The organism is Paraburkholderia sp. Cy-641, from assembly GCF_011752945.1.
GTDB lineage: Bacteria > Pseudomonadota > Gammaproteobacteria > Burkholderiales > Burkholderiaceae > Paraburkholderia.
Genome location: NZ_VWWM01000037.1, coordinates 1 through 16,060, shown reverse-complemented (window position 1 = coordinate 16,060; position 16,060 = coordinate 1). Strand labels below are relative to the sequence as shown.

Sequence of the window (16,060 nt, the reverse complement as noted above, 5' to 3'; positions counted from 1 at the left end):
GGCAACGGGCAACGGGGGATTACCCGAGATGAGAAACGCGCCTCGCGAAGGTGCGATAGGACTTCGCGATGGGGCTGATTCCGGAGTCGTCGAGCGGGCCGAACCTGAGGTGCGGATGCGCGGCTTCAGCGTGCGCGTGCGGCGATCTATTTCGCGTTGACGTCGAATTCACAGGTATCGACGGCGCGGATGTTCAACGGAGTATGCGCGAAGGCGACAGCGGTGCTTTTTATCTCACGATGCGCATTAGTTCGCATGGCAAATGAATCTGCCCGGCATGATCGATGTGATGGAACACGCGCATCGCTTCAGCGAAGTCGAATTTGCTTTGCCCGAAGGGCAGCGTATCCGCATGCCGAGGCTGCCATCCGCATTCGATTGGCAGCCCCAGGCAACACGCTCTGTCAGGTCACGCGAGCTTCGCCGCAATCGCCGCGCCGACCTCGCTCGTGCTTGCGCTGCCGCCGAGGTCGCCGGTATGCGGGCCTTCGGCGAGCGTCGCCTCGATCGCGCGCAGGATCGCGTCGTGCGCTTCGCGTTCCTTGCCGGTGGAGCGGCCGAGGAAGTCGAGCATCATCGCGGCCGACCAGATCATCGCGATCGGATTGGCAATGTGCTTGCCGGCGATGTCGGGTGCCGAGCCGTGCACCGGTTCGAACAGCGACGGGAACGTGCGGTCCGGATTCAGATTGCCCGACGGCGCGAGGCCGATCGTGCCGGTACAGGCAGGGCCGAGATCGGAAAGGATGTCGCCGAACAGGTTGGTCGCGACCACCACGTCGAAGCGGTCCGGGTTCAGCACGAAGCGCGCGGAAAGGATGTCGATGTGCTGCTTGTCCCATTCGACGTCCGGATAGTGCGCGGCGATGCCGGCCGCGCATTTGTCCCACCACGGCATGCTGATCGCGATGCCGTTGCTCTTCGTCGCGACCGTGATCTTCTTGCGTTCGCGCCGCTGCGCGAGATCGAATGCGAACTTCAGCACGCGCTCGCTGCCGTGCCGTGTGAACACCGATTCCTGCAGCACGAATTCGCGCTCGGTGCCTTCGAACATCACGCCGCCGACCGACGAATACTCGCCCTCGGTGTTCTCGCGCACGATCCAGAAGTCGATGTCGCCGGCCTTGCGTCCCGCGAGCGGCGACGGCACGCCCGCGAAAAGACGCGCGGGGCGCAGATTCACGTATTGATCGAATTCGCGGCGGAATTTCAGCAGCGACCCCCACAGCGAAATGTGATCGGGCACGGTGTCGGGCCAGCCGACCGCGCCGAACAGGATCGCGTCCATCGATTGCAGTTGCGTTTTCCAGTCGTTGGGCATCATCTTGCCGTGCTTCGCGTAGTAGTCGCAGCTTGCCCACTCGATATGCCGGTACTCGAGTTCGATGCCGAAGCGTTTCGTCGCGACGTCCAGCACGCGCAGCGCTTCCGGCATCACTTCGACGCCGATGCCGTCGCCCGGTATGACGGCAATCCGATATCTGTTCGACATGCTGTGCTCCTTCTGTGTAATGGGTGTGCAACAGGGTATTCAGCGGAGTACCCAACGGGTATCGACGTTTCAATGGCGCTTATTCTATTCTCGCTAATTGCGTCTACAATGCGCGCTTTGGTTAAACCACTGTACACGATTCGTGTATAAAGAGCGCCGCCATGAATAGCGTCCCGTCTCCCGATCTCGGCGATCTGCGCGTGTTCTGCGAAGTTGCGCGCAAGTGCAGTTTCAGCGCGGCGGCCGAGGCGCTATCGGTCTCGGCCGCCTATGTCAGCAAACGCATCGGCGTGCTCGAGGCGACGCTCGGCACGCGCCTTCTGCATCGTTCCACGCGTCGTGTCGCGATTACCGAGGCGGGCGAGCGCGTCTATGCATGGGCCGAAAAAATTCTCGACGACGTCGATCAGCTGGTCGAGGACGTCTCCACCACGCGCCGCATTCCGGGCGGCAAGCTGCGCATTTCGAGCAGCTTCGGTTTCGGCCGGCGCTTCGTCGCACCCGCGCTCGCACGCTTTTCGGAACGCTATGCGCAACTGAGCGTGCGGCTCGATCTGTTCGATCGTCTTGTCGACGTCGCAGGCGAGGGCATCGATCTCGACATCCGCATCGGCGACGACATCGCGCCGCATCTGATCGCGCGGCGGCTCGCCTCGAATCATCGCGTGCTGTGCGCGTCGCCCGATTATCTCGCGCGGCATGGCACGCCGCGGCAACTCGCGGAACTGTCCTCGCATGCGTGTCTCGCCATCAAGGAGCGCGATCATCCGTTCGGCTTGTGGCGGCTCACGGTGCGCGGCGAAGCGGTATCGATCAAGGTCACCGGACCGCTGTCGACCAATCATGGCGAAGTCGCCGTGCAATGGGCGCTGGCCGGCCGCGGCATCGTGCTGCGTTCGCTGTGGGACGTGCGCGGACTCATCGACAGCGGCCAGTTACGCCAGCTGTTACCCGAGGCGACTCAACCCGCCAACGTTTGGGCCGTGTATCCGGAGCGGCTCGCGCAGTCCGCGAAGGTGAGGGTATGCGTGGATTTTCTCAGCGAGGAATTCGCGCAGTTCGGCAGCACGCCGGCGGATCGTTGAGGCGGGGTACTCCGCGATTTGCGCAGCCGCTTGCATGGCTGACGAAGTGCTTTAGATGCCTTACTAAATAATTGCGCAAATTCCACTCGAAATGCTTTCGATTCATTGTCGTTTTAGCGTCACCATAGCGGGTAAAAATGCGCGGGCAATCAGGGAAATTACCGGCTCTCTGACTCTTCACAGTTTCTATTGCTGCGCAAGTAACAATTAGTTAGGATTCGGCGTTATCACGTATTCGTCAGCTCAGCGGCTTACCAATGCTTTTCGCATGAAGATCGAATTCACTCATTCCGCAGCGCCGCTAGAAAGTCCGGCAAGCCATGCCGGCACCGTGAGCTTGCGCACCGCCAGTGTCGCCGACGAAGCATTTCTTTGTGACGTTTTCGTGAGCACGCGTTGGGATGAATTCGCACGCACCGGTTGGGAGCCGTCTCGCATCGAAGCGTTTCTGCGGCATCAATCGCAGCTTCAACACACGTATTACCGCGAGCACTATCCACACGCTTTTTTCGACGTCGTGTTGGCCGGCGCGGAGCCGGTCGGGCGTCTGTATCACGCATGGCGGCCCGCGCAACTCGGCGACGAAGTCCGCATCATCGATATCGCCTTGCTGCCCGCATGGCGTGGCAAGGGCATCGGCACGCGGCTATTGCGCGCGTTGATCGCCGGGGCGGTGCGCGAAGGCTTGCCCGTTACCCTGAACGTCGAGGCCGACAACCCGGTGCAGTCGTTGTACCGGCGTCTGGGTTTCGTGAAGCAGAGCAGCGAGCAGGACGGCGGCGTCTACGGGTTGATGCGCCGCGAATGCGCGCCGCTCGATATACAACTCGACGCGCGTGCCGTTTCATCCGTCACGTCGCGGGACGATGCACGGACGGTGTGCGCATGAGAAAGTATTAAGCACATAATGAACAGGCAATAAATAAAAAATAAGCAAACCACAAGCAAGTAATAAGCAGGGCGCGGCATGATCGAATTGGACCACCGTGGAATTCATTAAAGCTTTCCAGAAATATGTCGTAAGCCTAACGATAGAGAAAAAGAGTCATTCCGTAGACCCGTATTAAAGCGACACGCAACCGGGCTGTAAGCCACGGCGATGCATCACGGCAAATGCGCGCGAACTGAGAGCATGACAAGAATGACGGCAACCGGCGCGCTGCATCGGCAGCACGGCGCGCGCGTTGCGATCGAGGGGGACCAGTGTCGAACGCGGTTTCGGATTTACCGGCCTACGATGCGCTGAGGGCGTCGCTTGGGCAGGTCTTCACGCTCGCGAGCGCGGACGCGGCGGCGTTGCCGCTCGTGCAGACGCGTTTGCTGGACGCATGGACGGGCCTCGCCATGAATGGCGAGCACGAGTGCTATTCGGCGAGCTTCGAGTTGCCGCCGGCGGTTGCGTTACCTCAGGACACCTATCGCTTCATCGCACCCGACGGCCGTGCATGGCTGCTGTTCGTCTCGCCGGGCAGACCGCTCGAATCGGGCGCGCGGACGCTGTGCGCGGTGATTCATCGCAAGCGTTCGGCTTGCGCGGCGGATGCGGTGTGATGAGTCGCGCATTCCATTCTTCGCGGCGTTCCATTCGGCGCGCGTGCAACGACATGCGGTGCGGCGCGCCGCACGCCGTTGCACGCGGCGCCTTGTACGCAGCCTCGCATTCCGCCTTGCACCTTTTTCCCCATCGCATTTCGCATTGCGTTGCGCATGCCGTCGCGTGCTGCGTTCCGCTCAGCCGCACGGCTCTTCCGTCGTTTTCGTTTTCTCTCTTCTGGAGGCAGCATGTCCGATCAATACCTCGGTGAAATCCGCATGGTGGGCTTCGACTTCGCACCCAACGGCTGGGCGTTGTGCCAGGGGCAGCTCATGTCGATTGCGCAAAACAGCCCGCTGTTCGCGCTGCTCGGCACGTACTACGGCGGCAACGGCCAAACCACGTTCGGTCTGCCGAACCTGCAGGGCCGCTCGCCGGTCGGCGTGGGGACGGGGCTGGGTCTCGCGCCGGTGGTGACCGGCGAGCAGGCCGGAGCCGAAAACATCACGCTGACGCAGGCGCAATTGCCCGTTCACACGCACGCGACGCAAGTTACCGGTGCGACGCAGCCGACCACGGTTGCCGTGGCGATTCCCGCCGCGACGGGCACGACGGCCACGTCGGGGCCCCCCGCGACCAGCGTGACCAATATTCCCGGACCGACGACGGTGCTCGGCGGCGCGTTGTCGTCGGGCCATCCGGCGACGGTCTACAACACCGCCAACGCCGACACCACGCTCAAGCCGTTCAACCTCACGGTGCCGGCCAGCCTGCCGAACGTCGTCAACGCGAATGCGGGCAGCGGCTTGCCGTTCAACACGCGCAATCCGTATCTCGGCATCAACTTCATCGTCGCGTTGACGGGGATTTTCCCGTCGCGCGGCTAAAGCGTTTTCGTCCAGTCCCGTTTTGCGGCGCCGCGCGTTTGGAACGCGCGGCGGCCGGGAGAGTATCGTCATGAAGATCGTCAGGCAGTGGCTCAAGCGTTTGAGTACCGAAAGCGAAATGCCGCGTCCGCGTGTCGCGGCTTCGCCCCTGTTGCTCGCGCTCGAACCGCGCGTCGTGTACGACGCGTCGGTCGCCGCTGTCGCGGCCAAACCGCACGCGGAAACGCATGCGCACGAACACGCGCATCGTGCGGAGCCAACGCATAACGATCCGGCCGCAGCGAGTTCGTCGGGCCAGGGGGCTTCGCAAGCGACGTCTTCCGCGTCGGCGTCGGGTACGTCCAATGCGGCACAACGCGATGCGGGAACGAACGGCGAGGGCGCCGGCACGAACACGAGCACGGGCAGCAAGGACACCAGCACCACCACGCACGCGCTCAAGGACACGAGCGTCACCACACCGGACGCCTCGCATCAGGTCGTCTTCATCGACCCGAGCGTCGAGAACTATCAGATATTGATCGCCGGTTTGCCGGCCGGCACGCAGTACGTCGTGCTCGACGCGAACAGCGACGGCTTCGCGCAGATCGCGCAGTACCTGCAAACCCATCACGGCATCGAGTCGATCCATCTGATTTCGCACGGCACGGACGGCGCGATCCAGGCCGGCTCGACGTGGCTCACCGGCGCGGATTTTTCGGCCTACAGTGCCGAGCTCGCGCAGATCGGCGCGGCGATGAAGCCGGGCGGCGACTTCCTGATCTATGGCTGCGACGTCGCGCAAAAGGCCGACGGCCAGGCGCTCGTGCAGCAGATCGCGGCACTCACGCACCTGAACGTCGCGGCATCGACCGACGACACCGGCGCGAGCGCGCTCGGCGGCAACTGGACGCTCGAATACCAGGCCGGGCACGTGCACACGGCCGTGATCGAATCGGCGAGCGCGCAGGCGCAGTTCAACGAGCTGCTCGGCGTGACGGTCGAAACCTTCGACACGGCCGCCGAGGCCAACAACGACACGGGCCAGGACCTCGGCTATCGGACGAGCTATACGCTCGACGGCGTCGTATACACGACGGACGGCTCCGTCGAGGAAGGCGTGTGGAACAACGGCAATGCGCCGACCGGTCCGAGCGACGTCAATTCCGGGGCCCCCAACGACGGCTTCCTCGAAGTCAACGTCAACAACGATCCGATGACGGAGTTCACGATCTCGCTCGCGAACGGCCATACCTTCACGCTGTCGGATCTCGACATCAGCTCGGTCAACGGCAACTTCTATATCGAGGCGAACGGCAATGCCGCGACGCGCGTGCAGATTGCGACCGAGGCGGCAGGCGGCTTCGTCGGCAGCATCAAGAGCCTGATCGCCAACGACCCCGACTTCCAGAACACCCGATCGGTCACGCTGATCGACGTGAACGACCCGTACGGTCCGCTCTCGCTGTATATCGACAACGTGACCTATACCGACACGGGGCCCGCCGTCACGACGAGCAGCGGCAACGCGTCATGGGCGTCGGCGAACAACGGCGTGGGCGGCGCGCCGGTCGCGGTGGACAGCGGCCTGCAGCTTTCCGACGGCGGTTCGTCGACGGCGCAGTCCGCGACCGTGACGATCGCCAACGTGCAGGCGGGCGACGTGCTCGGCTTTGTGTCGGTCAACGGCATCAGCGGCAGCTATTCGAGCGGCACGGGCACGCTGACGCTGACCGCCAGCGGCACGCCGACGCTCGCCCAATGGCAGGCGGCGCTCGAATCGGTGACGTTCGCGAATACGCTGGTGACGCCCTCCACCGTTACGCGTACGGTCGACTTCTCGTTCAACGACGGCACCTCGACGAGCAACGTCGCCTCGCGCAGCGTGAACGTGACCGCGACCGACCAGTCGCCGATCGTCGTCGACGGCGGCAGCAGCATGTCGAGCTATCAGGCCGGCTCGACACCCACGGCGATCTCCACCTTTTCCGTCAGCGACGCGGACAACACGACGCTCGCCTCGGCGACGATCTCGATCGCGAGCGGCTACCACAGCGGAGATACGCTCTCGTTCGATAACACCGACTCGACGCAGTTCGGCAACATCGGCATCACGGCGAACGCGAACGGCACGCTGACGCTGACTTCGGTGGGCGCGAGCGCGACGCTCGTGCAATGGCAGCACGCGCTCGATGCAGTCACGTTCTCGACGTCGGCTGCGGCGGTATCGGGCGCGCGCAACTTCACGATCTCGGTCAACGACGGCGTTGCTTCGAGCTCGCTCGCGCTGCACACGGTAAACGTGACGAGCGGCCCGACGATCACCACCGACCCCGGCTCGGCCGCATTCGTCGCCGGCGACAATACGGCCTCGATGCCGGTGCTGATCGACTCGGGACTGAGCGTGGCCGACGGTCAGAGCACGACGCTCGAAAGCGCGACCGTGCAGATCACCGGCAACTTCACGGCCGATCAGGACTCGCTGCTGTTCGTTGCCAATCCGGCGACGATGGGCGACATCGTCGGCGCCTACAACTCGGGCACCGGCACGCTCACGCTGACGGCCTCGGGCGGCGCGACGCTCGCGCAATGGCAGGCGGCGCTGAGTTCGGTCCAGTACGCGAACTATCTGACGACGCCTGCGAGCGCCATGCGCACGATCAGCTACCAGGTCAACGACGGCACGACCATGAGCGCGGTCGCGACGCGCACGGTGACCGTGACCGACACCGACCAGACGCCGATCATTACGACGAGCGGCACGACCGCGAACTTCGTCGCCGGCGACAACGTGGCCTCGACGCCGGTCGTGATCGACAGCGGCATCGCCGTGAGCGATCTGGACAACACGACGCTCGCTTCGGCGACGGTGCAGATCGGCACGGGCTTTCACGCGGGCGAGGATGTCCTGTCGTTCGTCAACGACGGCACGACGATGGGCAACATCACCGCGACCTACGATGCCGTGCACGGCACGTTGATGCTGAATTCGGTGGGCGCCAGCGCGACGCTCACGCAATGGCAGGCCGCGTTGAGCGCGGTGACGTACACCGATACGGCCATCACGCCCGATACCACGACGCGCACGATCAGCTTCACGGTCAACGACGGCACGAAGTCGTCGGCGGCGGCCACCGCGCAGATCGACGTAAGCGATACCGATCAGACGCCGATCGTGACCGGCACGTCCGGCGATGCGAGCTGGGTGCAAGGCGACAACACGGCGGCGTCGCCCGTCACGGTGGATGGCGGCATTACGGTGTCCGACCGCGACAACACGACGCTCGTGTCGGCTTCCGTAACGATCGGCAACTACGACAGCAATGGCGACGCGCTGCTTTTCACCAACGACGGCGCGACGATGGGCAACATCACTGGCGTGTACGCCAGCGGTGTGCTGACGCTCACGTCCTCGGGCGGCATCGCGACGCTCGCGCAGTGGCAGGCGGCGCTGCGCTCGGTGCAATTCACCGATACCGCGGCCGCGCCGAGCGGCGCCGCGCGCACGATCAGCTTCGTCGTCAACGACGGCGTGAAGAGCAGCAGCGTGTGGACCCGCACGGTCGACGTGACGCTGACCGACCAGACGCCGGTGCTGACCTTGTCCAACGGCACGACGAGCTTCGTCGCGGGCGACAACGTGGCCTCGACGCCGGTCGTGGTCGATCCGGGCATCACGCTGTCGGATAGCGGCGGCGCGACGATACGCACCGCCGAGGTGATATTTAACAGCACCTTCTATGTGGGCGAGGACGTGCTCGCGTTCACGGGCGGCGCCGCGTTCGGCGATATCACCGCCACGTACACCGGCGCGGCCGGCGCACTGGAGCTGAGTTCAGCAGGCCGCGCGACGCTCGCGCAGTGGCAGGCTGCCTTGCGCTCGATTACCTACACCGATACCGCGATCGTGCCGAGCGGCATTGTCCGCACGATCAGCTTCACGGTTAGCGACGGCATCAAGACGAGCATGCCGGTCATCAAAGTCGTCCTGGTGAGCGCGACCGATCAGACGCCGGTGGTGACCGCCTCGACGAGCAGCGTCACGTATCCGGCGGGCGGCGCGCCGCTCACGATCGACAGCGGCGTGACGTTCAGCGATCGCGACAGTACGGTAACGCCGTCCCTGCCGATGACTTTCACGTTGCAGATCGCGTCCGGTTTCCAGTCCGGCGACACGATCACGCTCAACTACAACGCGGCAACGATGGGGGCTGGTTTCTCGGATTCCTTCAACGCGGCGACCGGCACGTACACGCTCAACTCGAACGGTATGACGGTCGCGCAGTACCAGGCGATCCTCGAGGGTTTGCAGTTCTCGACGGCTTCGAGCGCGCCGCTCGGCGCGCGCACGCTGCAACTCACCGCGAACGACGGCACGAAGACGAGCGCGCCGGTCGCCTACACGATCGACGTGACCAGCTCCGCCCCTTCGCTGACGACGACGAGCACCGGCAGCGCCACGTTCGTCGCGGGCGACAACACGGTATCGACGCCGGTCACGGTCGACGGCAACCTCGTGGTGGCCGATCCGCTCGGCGACGTGATTACGAGCGCGACGGTTGAGATTACCGGCAACCTGCATGCGGGCGAAGACGTGCTGCTGTTCACGAGCCAGAACGGCATCTACGGCAACTATAACGCCCTGACGGGCGTGCTCACGCTCACGGGCAGCGGCGCGACGAACCAGCAATGGCAGGACGCGCTGCGCTCGATCACGTACACCGATACGGCGGTTACGCCGAACCCCGCCATGCGCACGATCAGCTTCGTGCTCGACGCCGGCTCGCAGTTCAGCACGGCGCTGTCGCGCACGGTGACGGTGACCGACACCGATCAGACGCCGTTGCTGTCGACCAGCAGCACGGGCAGCACATCGTTCGTGGCGGGCGACAACGTCGCGTCGACGCCGGTGGTGGTCGATGGCGGCATCGCGGTCAGCGATCTCGACAACACGACGCTTGCCTCGGCGACGGTGCAGATCGGTGCGGGCTTTCACATCGGCGAAGACGTGCTGTCGTTCACGAACGACGGTACGACGATGGGCAACATCACCGCGAGCTACGATGCCGTGCACGGTACGTTGACGCTGACTTCGGCCAGCGCGAACGCGACGCTCGCGCAGTGGCAAGCCGCCTTGCGCTCGGTCACCTACACCGACACGGCGATCACGCCGGACAACACCACACGTACGATCGGCTTTGCGGTCAACGATGGCACGAAGACGAGCGCCGCGCTGTCGCGCACGGTGACGGTGGCCGACACCGATCAGACGCCGTTGCTGTCGACGAGCAGCACGGGCAGCGCATCGTTCGTGGCGGGCGATAACGTGGCCTCGACGCCGGTGGTGATCGATAGCGGCATCGTGGTCAGCGATCTCGACAATGCGACGCTCGCCTCGGCGACGGTGCAGATCGGCTCGGGCTTTCATGCGGGCGAGGATGTCCTGTCGTTCACGAACGACGGTGCGACGATGGGCAACATCACCGCGAGCTACAACGCTGCGACCGGTGTGTTGACGCTGACCTCGGCCAGCGCGAACGCGACGCTCGCGCAGTGGCAGGCCGCGTTGCGCTCGGTCACCTACACCGACACGGCGATCACACCGGACAACACCACGCGCACGATCGGCTTCACGGTCAACGATGGGATCGAAACCAGCGTGGCGCTGTCGCGCGACGTGACGGTGACCGACGTCGACCAGACGCCGCTTATCGCGACCACCAGCACGGGCAGCGCAGCATTCGTGTCGGGCGATAACACGGTGTCGATACCGGTCGTGGTCGATGGCGGCATCGTGCTCAGCGACCTCGACAACACGACGCTCGCCTCGGCGACGGTGCAGGTCGGCTCGGGCTTTCATGCCGGCGAAGACGTGCTGGCGTTCACGAACGACGGCGTGACGATGGGCAACATCGTCGCGAGCTACGATGCCGCGACCGGTGTGCTGACGTTGACTTCGTTCAACGCGAGCGCAACGCTCGCGCAATGGCAGGCCGCGTTGCGCTCGGTCACCTACACCGACACGGCGATCACGCCGAATAACACCACGCGCACGATCAGCTTCACGGTCAACGACGGGATCGAAACCAGCACCGCGCTGTCGCGCGACGTGACGGTGACCGATACGGATCAGACGCCGGTGCTGTCGACGAGCAGCACGGGCAGTGCAGCGTTCGTGGCGGGCGATAACGTGGCGTCGACACCGGTCGTGGTGGATGGCGGCATCGCGGTCAGCGATCTCGACAACACGACGCTCGCCTCGGCGACGGTCGCGATCGGTTCGGGTTTCCATGCTGGTGAAGATGTCCTGTCGTTCACGAACGATGGCGCGACGATGGGTAACATCGCCGCGAGCTACGACGCCGCGACCGGTGTGCTGACGTTGACTTCGTCCAGCGCGAACGCGACGCTCGCGCAGTGGCAGGCCGCGCTGCGCTCGATCACCTACACCGATACGGCGATCACGCCGAATACCGCGATGCGCACGATCAGCTTCGCGGTCAACGATGGGATCGAAACCAGCGTGGCGCTGTCGCGCACGGTGACGGTGGCCGATACCGAGCAGACGCCGCTCATCTCGACCACCAGCACAGGTAGTGCAGCGTTCGTGTCGGGCGATAACACGGTATCGACGCCGGTCGTGGTGGATGGCGGTATCGCGGTCGGCGATCGAGACAACACGACGCTGGCCTCGGCGACGGTACAGATCGGCACAGGCTTCCACGCAGGCGAAGACGTGCTGGCGTTCACGAACGACGGCGCGACGATGGGCAACATCGCCGCGAGCTACAACGCTGCGACCGGTGTGTTGACGCTAACTTCGACCGGCGCGAGTGCCACGCTCGCACAATGGCAAATGGCGTTGCGCTCGATCACCTACACCGACACGGCGATCACGCCGAACACCGCGACGCGCACCATCAGCTTCACGGTCAACGACGGCACCAAGGCGAGCGTCGCGCTCTCGCGCGCAGTCGGCGTGACGGCCACGCATCAGACGCTGATCGTCGATGGCGGCGGCGTCACGCTGAGCTATACCGCCAACGGCAACGCGGCCGACGCGCTTGCGGTCGGCGACGGCATCACGCTGACCGACCGCAACCCGACGCCGCCGACCTCGGCCACGGTGTCGTTCAGCGGTGCGTTCGATCCGCAGCACGACGTGCTCGCGTTCACGAGCGGCGGCGCGGCGACCGGCGACATCAGCGCCGCCTACGATGCCGCGAGCGGCGTGCTCAGGCTCACCTCGGCGAGCGGCACGGCGACGCTCGCGCAATGGCAGGCCGCGCTCGCCGCGGTCTCGTATCGCGACACGCGGTTCGAGAGCACCGGCAGCAGCCGCACGATCGCCTTCGCGATCAGCGACGGCGTCGCGTCGAGCGCGCCCGCGACGCGCACGGTGCAGGTCGTCGCCACGACGCAGCCGTCCGGCACGCCGATCCTGCCGGAGCACAAGGACGAGCCGCTGGCGACGCCCACGATCGTCGCGCCGCCGGTCTTCAATCCGTCGCGCACGAATCCGCTGATCGTCAGCGGCACCACCGGTTACAGCGACGGTGTGTCGAATCCGCTGATCGTGCTCGAAGCGCTGAAGCCGCCGGTCGAACTCGGCACGATCGTGCTGCCGCCGACTCGCACGTTCACGCAGGACGACCAGCACAACAGCTCGCTCGGCGACACGCACGTGAGTCCGCTCGATTCGATCGCGCCGCCCGACCTCGGCGACGAAACCGCGAGCCTGCAGGTGCTGGCGTCGCTCGACGTGCATCCGCAGCGTCACGCGGACGGCTCGTTCGCGCTGCTGACGGCCGCGCTTCTGCCGAACTCACCGGACACGCGCGCAACCAGCATCGCCAACGACGTGAGCATCACGCTTGCCGATGGCGAACCGCTGCCGTCATGGCTCCACTATGACGCGGCGCGCGGTGAACTCTCCGGCGTGCCGCCCGCCGGCGTGCACGAAGTGCGCGTGACGCTGGCCGTGCGCGACGCGTTCGGCCGCGTGACGCATCGCGAAGTGGTCGTGTCGCTCGACGCGGCGCACCGTCAGGCCCCGCACGCGTCCGCGCCGAAGCCGGTGAAAAGCGCGCCGCCGCATGCCGCGCTGCCGCCCGCGAAGCCTTCGCTGAGCGCGCAGTTCGCGAGCGCGCACGCGGCCTTGCATGTCACGCGCGCGGGCGTAGCCGGCGCAAAGGTCGCGCATGCCGAAGCCGTCGACAACCGCGCGACGCACTCGCTGGAGCCGCGCGCATGAGCCTCTTTTCCTCGTATTCCTGTTCCGCTTTCCACTTTTTCCATAAGAGATCAGCCGACGTGAAATCCTTGTCGCTTGCGGTGCGCGCACCGCGTCCCACGCTCATTGCGCTGTCGGCCGCCGTGTTGTGGCTGTCCGGCTGCGCGGTCAAACCCGTGCCGTTTACCGACGCCGAACGCGTGCAGACGGCCCAGGCCGATCGCACGTCGATGTTCGCGAGCCAGCAGCCGGTGAGCGGCCCGATCACGCTCGACGAGGCGATGGCGCGCGCGATCCGCTACAACCTCGACCATCGTCTGAAGATGATGGAAGAAGCGCTCGCGCAGAAGCAACTCGATCTGTCGAACTTCGATCTGTTGCCGAAGCTCACCGCGCAGGCCGGCTATACGAACCGCAACCATCCGCTCGCGTCGTCGTCGGAAGGTCTGTACACGCAGGAGGAGTCGCTGATTCCGTCGTTCTCGACCGATCAGAACTCGCGCACCGCGGACCTGAACCTGTCGTGGAACCTGCTCGACTTCGGCGTCAGCTATTACGAGGCGAAGGAGCAGGCCGATCACGTGCTCGTGCTCGAACAGCGCCGCCGCAAGGTCGTGCAGCTGATGATGCAGCAGGTGCGCGAGGCGTACTGGCAGGCGCTCGGCGCGCAGCGGCTGCACGATCGCATCGGCCCGCTGCTCGATGCGGCGCGCGCCGCGCTCGACGATTCGCGCGCGGCGCAGAAGCAGGGTCTGCGCGCACCGATCGATACGCTCAACTACCAGCACTCGCTGCTCGATCTGATGCGTCAGCTCGAAGCGGTGCGCGACCAGCTCGAGGAAGCGAAGCCGCGCCTTGCCGCGCTGATGAACCTCGAACCGGGCAAGGACTACACGCTCGCCGCGAGCGAGGACTTTCCGGTGCCGGACTTCGACATGCCGATGCCGCAGATGGAAGACACCGCGTTGCAGCGCCGTCCCGAACTGGTCGAGGCGAGCTATAACGAGCGCATCAGCGTCAACGAAACGCACAAGGCGATGGCGAAGCTGCTGCCGGGCATCGAACTCGAACTGGGCGGCCATTACGACAGCAACAGCTTTCTCGTCTACAACGCGTGGCGCGCGGCCGGTATCAGCATCAGCTGGAACCTGCTGAATCTGCTCAACGTCAAGACGATTCGCGGCACCGCCGACGCGCAACTCGAAGTCGCGAAGACGCAGCGCATGGCGCTCAGCATGGCGGTGCTCACGCAGGTGCACGTCGCGCGCAGCGAACTCTCGGCGAAGCAGCGCCAGTTCGATCTGTTCAGGCAGATGAACGACGTCGACCAGCAGATTCTCGAACACACCCACAACGCGACGCAGGCCAACGCGCAAGGCAAGCTCGAAGAAATTCGCGTGGCGACGAGCGCGATGATGTCGGAACTGCGCCTCTATCAAAGCTACGGCGAACTCGAAAGCGCGTATGGGCAGATGCTCGCGACGCTCGGGCTCGATCCGGTGCCGGACGCGGTGCGCGGTCACGATCTCGCGTCGCTGACGCAATCGATCGGCGCGGAGCAGAAGCACTGGGACGCGCTCGGTCACGCGGGCAGCACGGTCGCGGCCGCGCAGCCGGGGCCGACGAAAACGGCGGCGGCAGCGCTCGCAGCGGGAGCACAGCCGCAATGAAACCGTGGTTGAAGGTGTGTGCAGGCAGCGGTATCGCTTTACTGATGACGGCGCAGGTCGTTGCGTCTCCGAATGCGACTGCGCCGGCGCGTTCGGCGGCGGGTGGGACGCAGGCGTCGGCCGCAACGATGTCCACGGCAGCAGCAGGAGCCGCGGCCCAACCCGCGCCGCAAGATTCGCCCGACGGCAAGATCCGCATCCAGCTCGTGTCGCGCGATCAGGTCGACATATCGAGCGAAATCTCGGCGAAGATCGCCTCGCTGCCGTTTCGCGACGGCGACGCGTTTCGCGCCGGGCAGACGCTCGTGTCGCTCGACTGCTCGCTCTACAGCGCGCAATTGCGCAAGGCGCAGGCCGACGCCGACGGCGCGCGCGAATTGCTCAGCGTGAACCAGAAGCTCGTCGCGCTGCATTCGGTCGGCGAACTCGAGGTGCAGCAGGCCGAGGCGAAGCAGAGGGCGAGCGCGGCCGACGTCGCGTACATGCAGGCGACCGTGCACAAATGCACGATCGCGGCGCCGTTCGACGGCCGCGTGTCGAAGCGCAGCGCCGCGCCGCAGCAGTTCGCCGAAGCCGGCAAGCCGCTCCTGACGATCGTCGATACGAGCCATCTCGAACTGAAGATGATCGTGCCGTCGAAGTGGCTGCTATGGCTCAAGCCCGGCCATGCGCTGAACGTGCAGGTCGACGAGGTCGGCAGGAGCTATCCGGCGAAGGTCGCGCGCATTGGCGCGCGCGTCGATCCGGTCACGCAGACCGTCGACGTGACGGGCGCGCTGACCGGCAGCGCGCCCGAACTGCTGCCCGGCATGAGCGGCTGGGCCACTTTCGCGGCGCGGTGAGGCCATGAGCGAATCAGGCATGCCGGAAGAGGCGGCGCAGCAGGTCCGCATCGACGGCCAGCAGCTTGCGTTGCTGTGGCAACTCGCGGCGCGCGCGCGGGCCGCGCACAGCGAGGCGGCGCTCGGCTTTACGATCGTCAACGAAACGCTTTCGCTGGTGCCGTACCGGCAGTCGGCCTGGTGGCGCGGCAGCGCGCCCGGCACGGTGGCGGCGGTCTCGGGCTTGCCGCAAAGCGATCCGAACGCGCCTTACGTGCAGTGGCTCAACGCGCTGTGCAAGGCGCTCGCGCGCGGCGCGCCGAGCGCGCCTGCCGACGCGGCGGCGCGCGTCGAAGGCC

General features: G+C 65.4%; 8 protein-coding genes and 1 pseudogene. 8 read left to right on the top strand and 1 reads right to left on the bottom strand.

Going from position 1 to position 16,060, the window contains the following annotated elements; translation table 11 throughout:
- Positions 1 to 409 precede the first annotated feature (409 nt).
- A complete protein-coding gene (locus F3J20_RS20080) occupies positions 410 to 1,492 on the bottom strand; it encodes a tartrate dehydrogenase (protein ID WP_167284320.1) in 1,083 nt (360 codons plus the stop codon).
- Positions 1,493 to 1,653: 161 nt separating this feature from the next.
- Here F3J20_RS20080 and F3J20_RS20075 point away from each other — a divergent pair, with 161 nt between their 5' ends.
- The 8 genes and pseudogenes from F3J20_RS20075 to F3J20_RS20040 all read left to right on the top strand — a co-directional run.
- Positions 1,654 to 2,577, top strand: a complete 924-nt coding sequence (locus F3J20_RS20075; RefSeq protein ID WP_167039577.1) for a LysR substrate-binding domain-containing protein — start codon at positions 1,654 to 1,656, stop codon at positions 2,575 to 2,577.
- Between the two features lie 268 nt (positions 2,578 to 2,845).
- Positions 2,846 to 3,466, top strand: a complete 621-nt coding sequence (locus F3J20_RS20070; RefSeq protein WP_167284319.1) for a GNAT family N-acetyltransferase — start codon at positions 2,846 to 2,848, stop codon at positions 3,464 to 3,466.
- 314 nt (positions 3,467 to 3,780) lie between these two features.
- Positions 3,781 to 4,128 carry a hypothetical protein gene (locus F3J20_RS20065; RefSeq protein ID WP_167039581.1) on the top strand — a complete coding sequence of 116 codons (348 nt, stop codon included), beginning with the start codon at positions 3,781 to 3,783 and terminating at the stop codon, positions 4,126 to 4,128.
- Between the two features lie 231 nt (positions 4,129 to 4,359).
- The gene (locus F3J20_RS20060; protein ID WP_167039583.1) at positions 4,360 to 4,998 is read left to right on the top strand and encodes a tail fiber protein; all 639 of its coding nucleotides are present in this window, start codon (positions 4,360 to 4,362) and stop codon (positions 4,996 to 4,998) included.
- A gap of 70 nt (positions 4,999 to 5,068) precedes the next feature.
- Positions 5,069 to 13,231: a DUF4347 domain-containing protein gene (locus F3J20_RS20055; RefSeq protein ID WP_167284318.1), complete on the top strand. Its 8,163-nt coding sequence runs from the start codon at positions 5,069 to 5,071 to the stop codon at positions 13,229 to 13,231.
- A 209-nt stretch (positions 13,232 to 13,440) separates the two neighbouring features.
- On the top strand, positions 13,441 to 14,880 hold the full coding sequence (locus F3J20_RS20050) for a TolC family protein (protein WP_240162850.1): 1,440 nt from the start codon (positions 13,441 to 13,443) through the stop codon (positions 14,878 to 14,880).
- Positions 14,877 to 15,722: an efflux RND transporter periplasmic adaptor subunit gene (locus F3J20_RS20045; RefSeq protein ID WP_167284316.1), complete on the top strand. Its 846-nt coding sequence runs from the start codon at positions 14,877 to 14,879 to the stop codon at positions 15,720 to 15,722. Before F3J20_RS20050 ends, F3J20_RS20045 begins: the two co-directional genes overlap by 4 nt.
- Before the next feature lie 4 nt (positions 15,723 to 15,726).
- Positions 15,727 to 16,060 (top strand): annotated as a pseudogene (locus tag F3J20_RS20040) (secretion protein HylD); the annotation flags it as partial.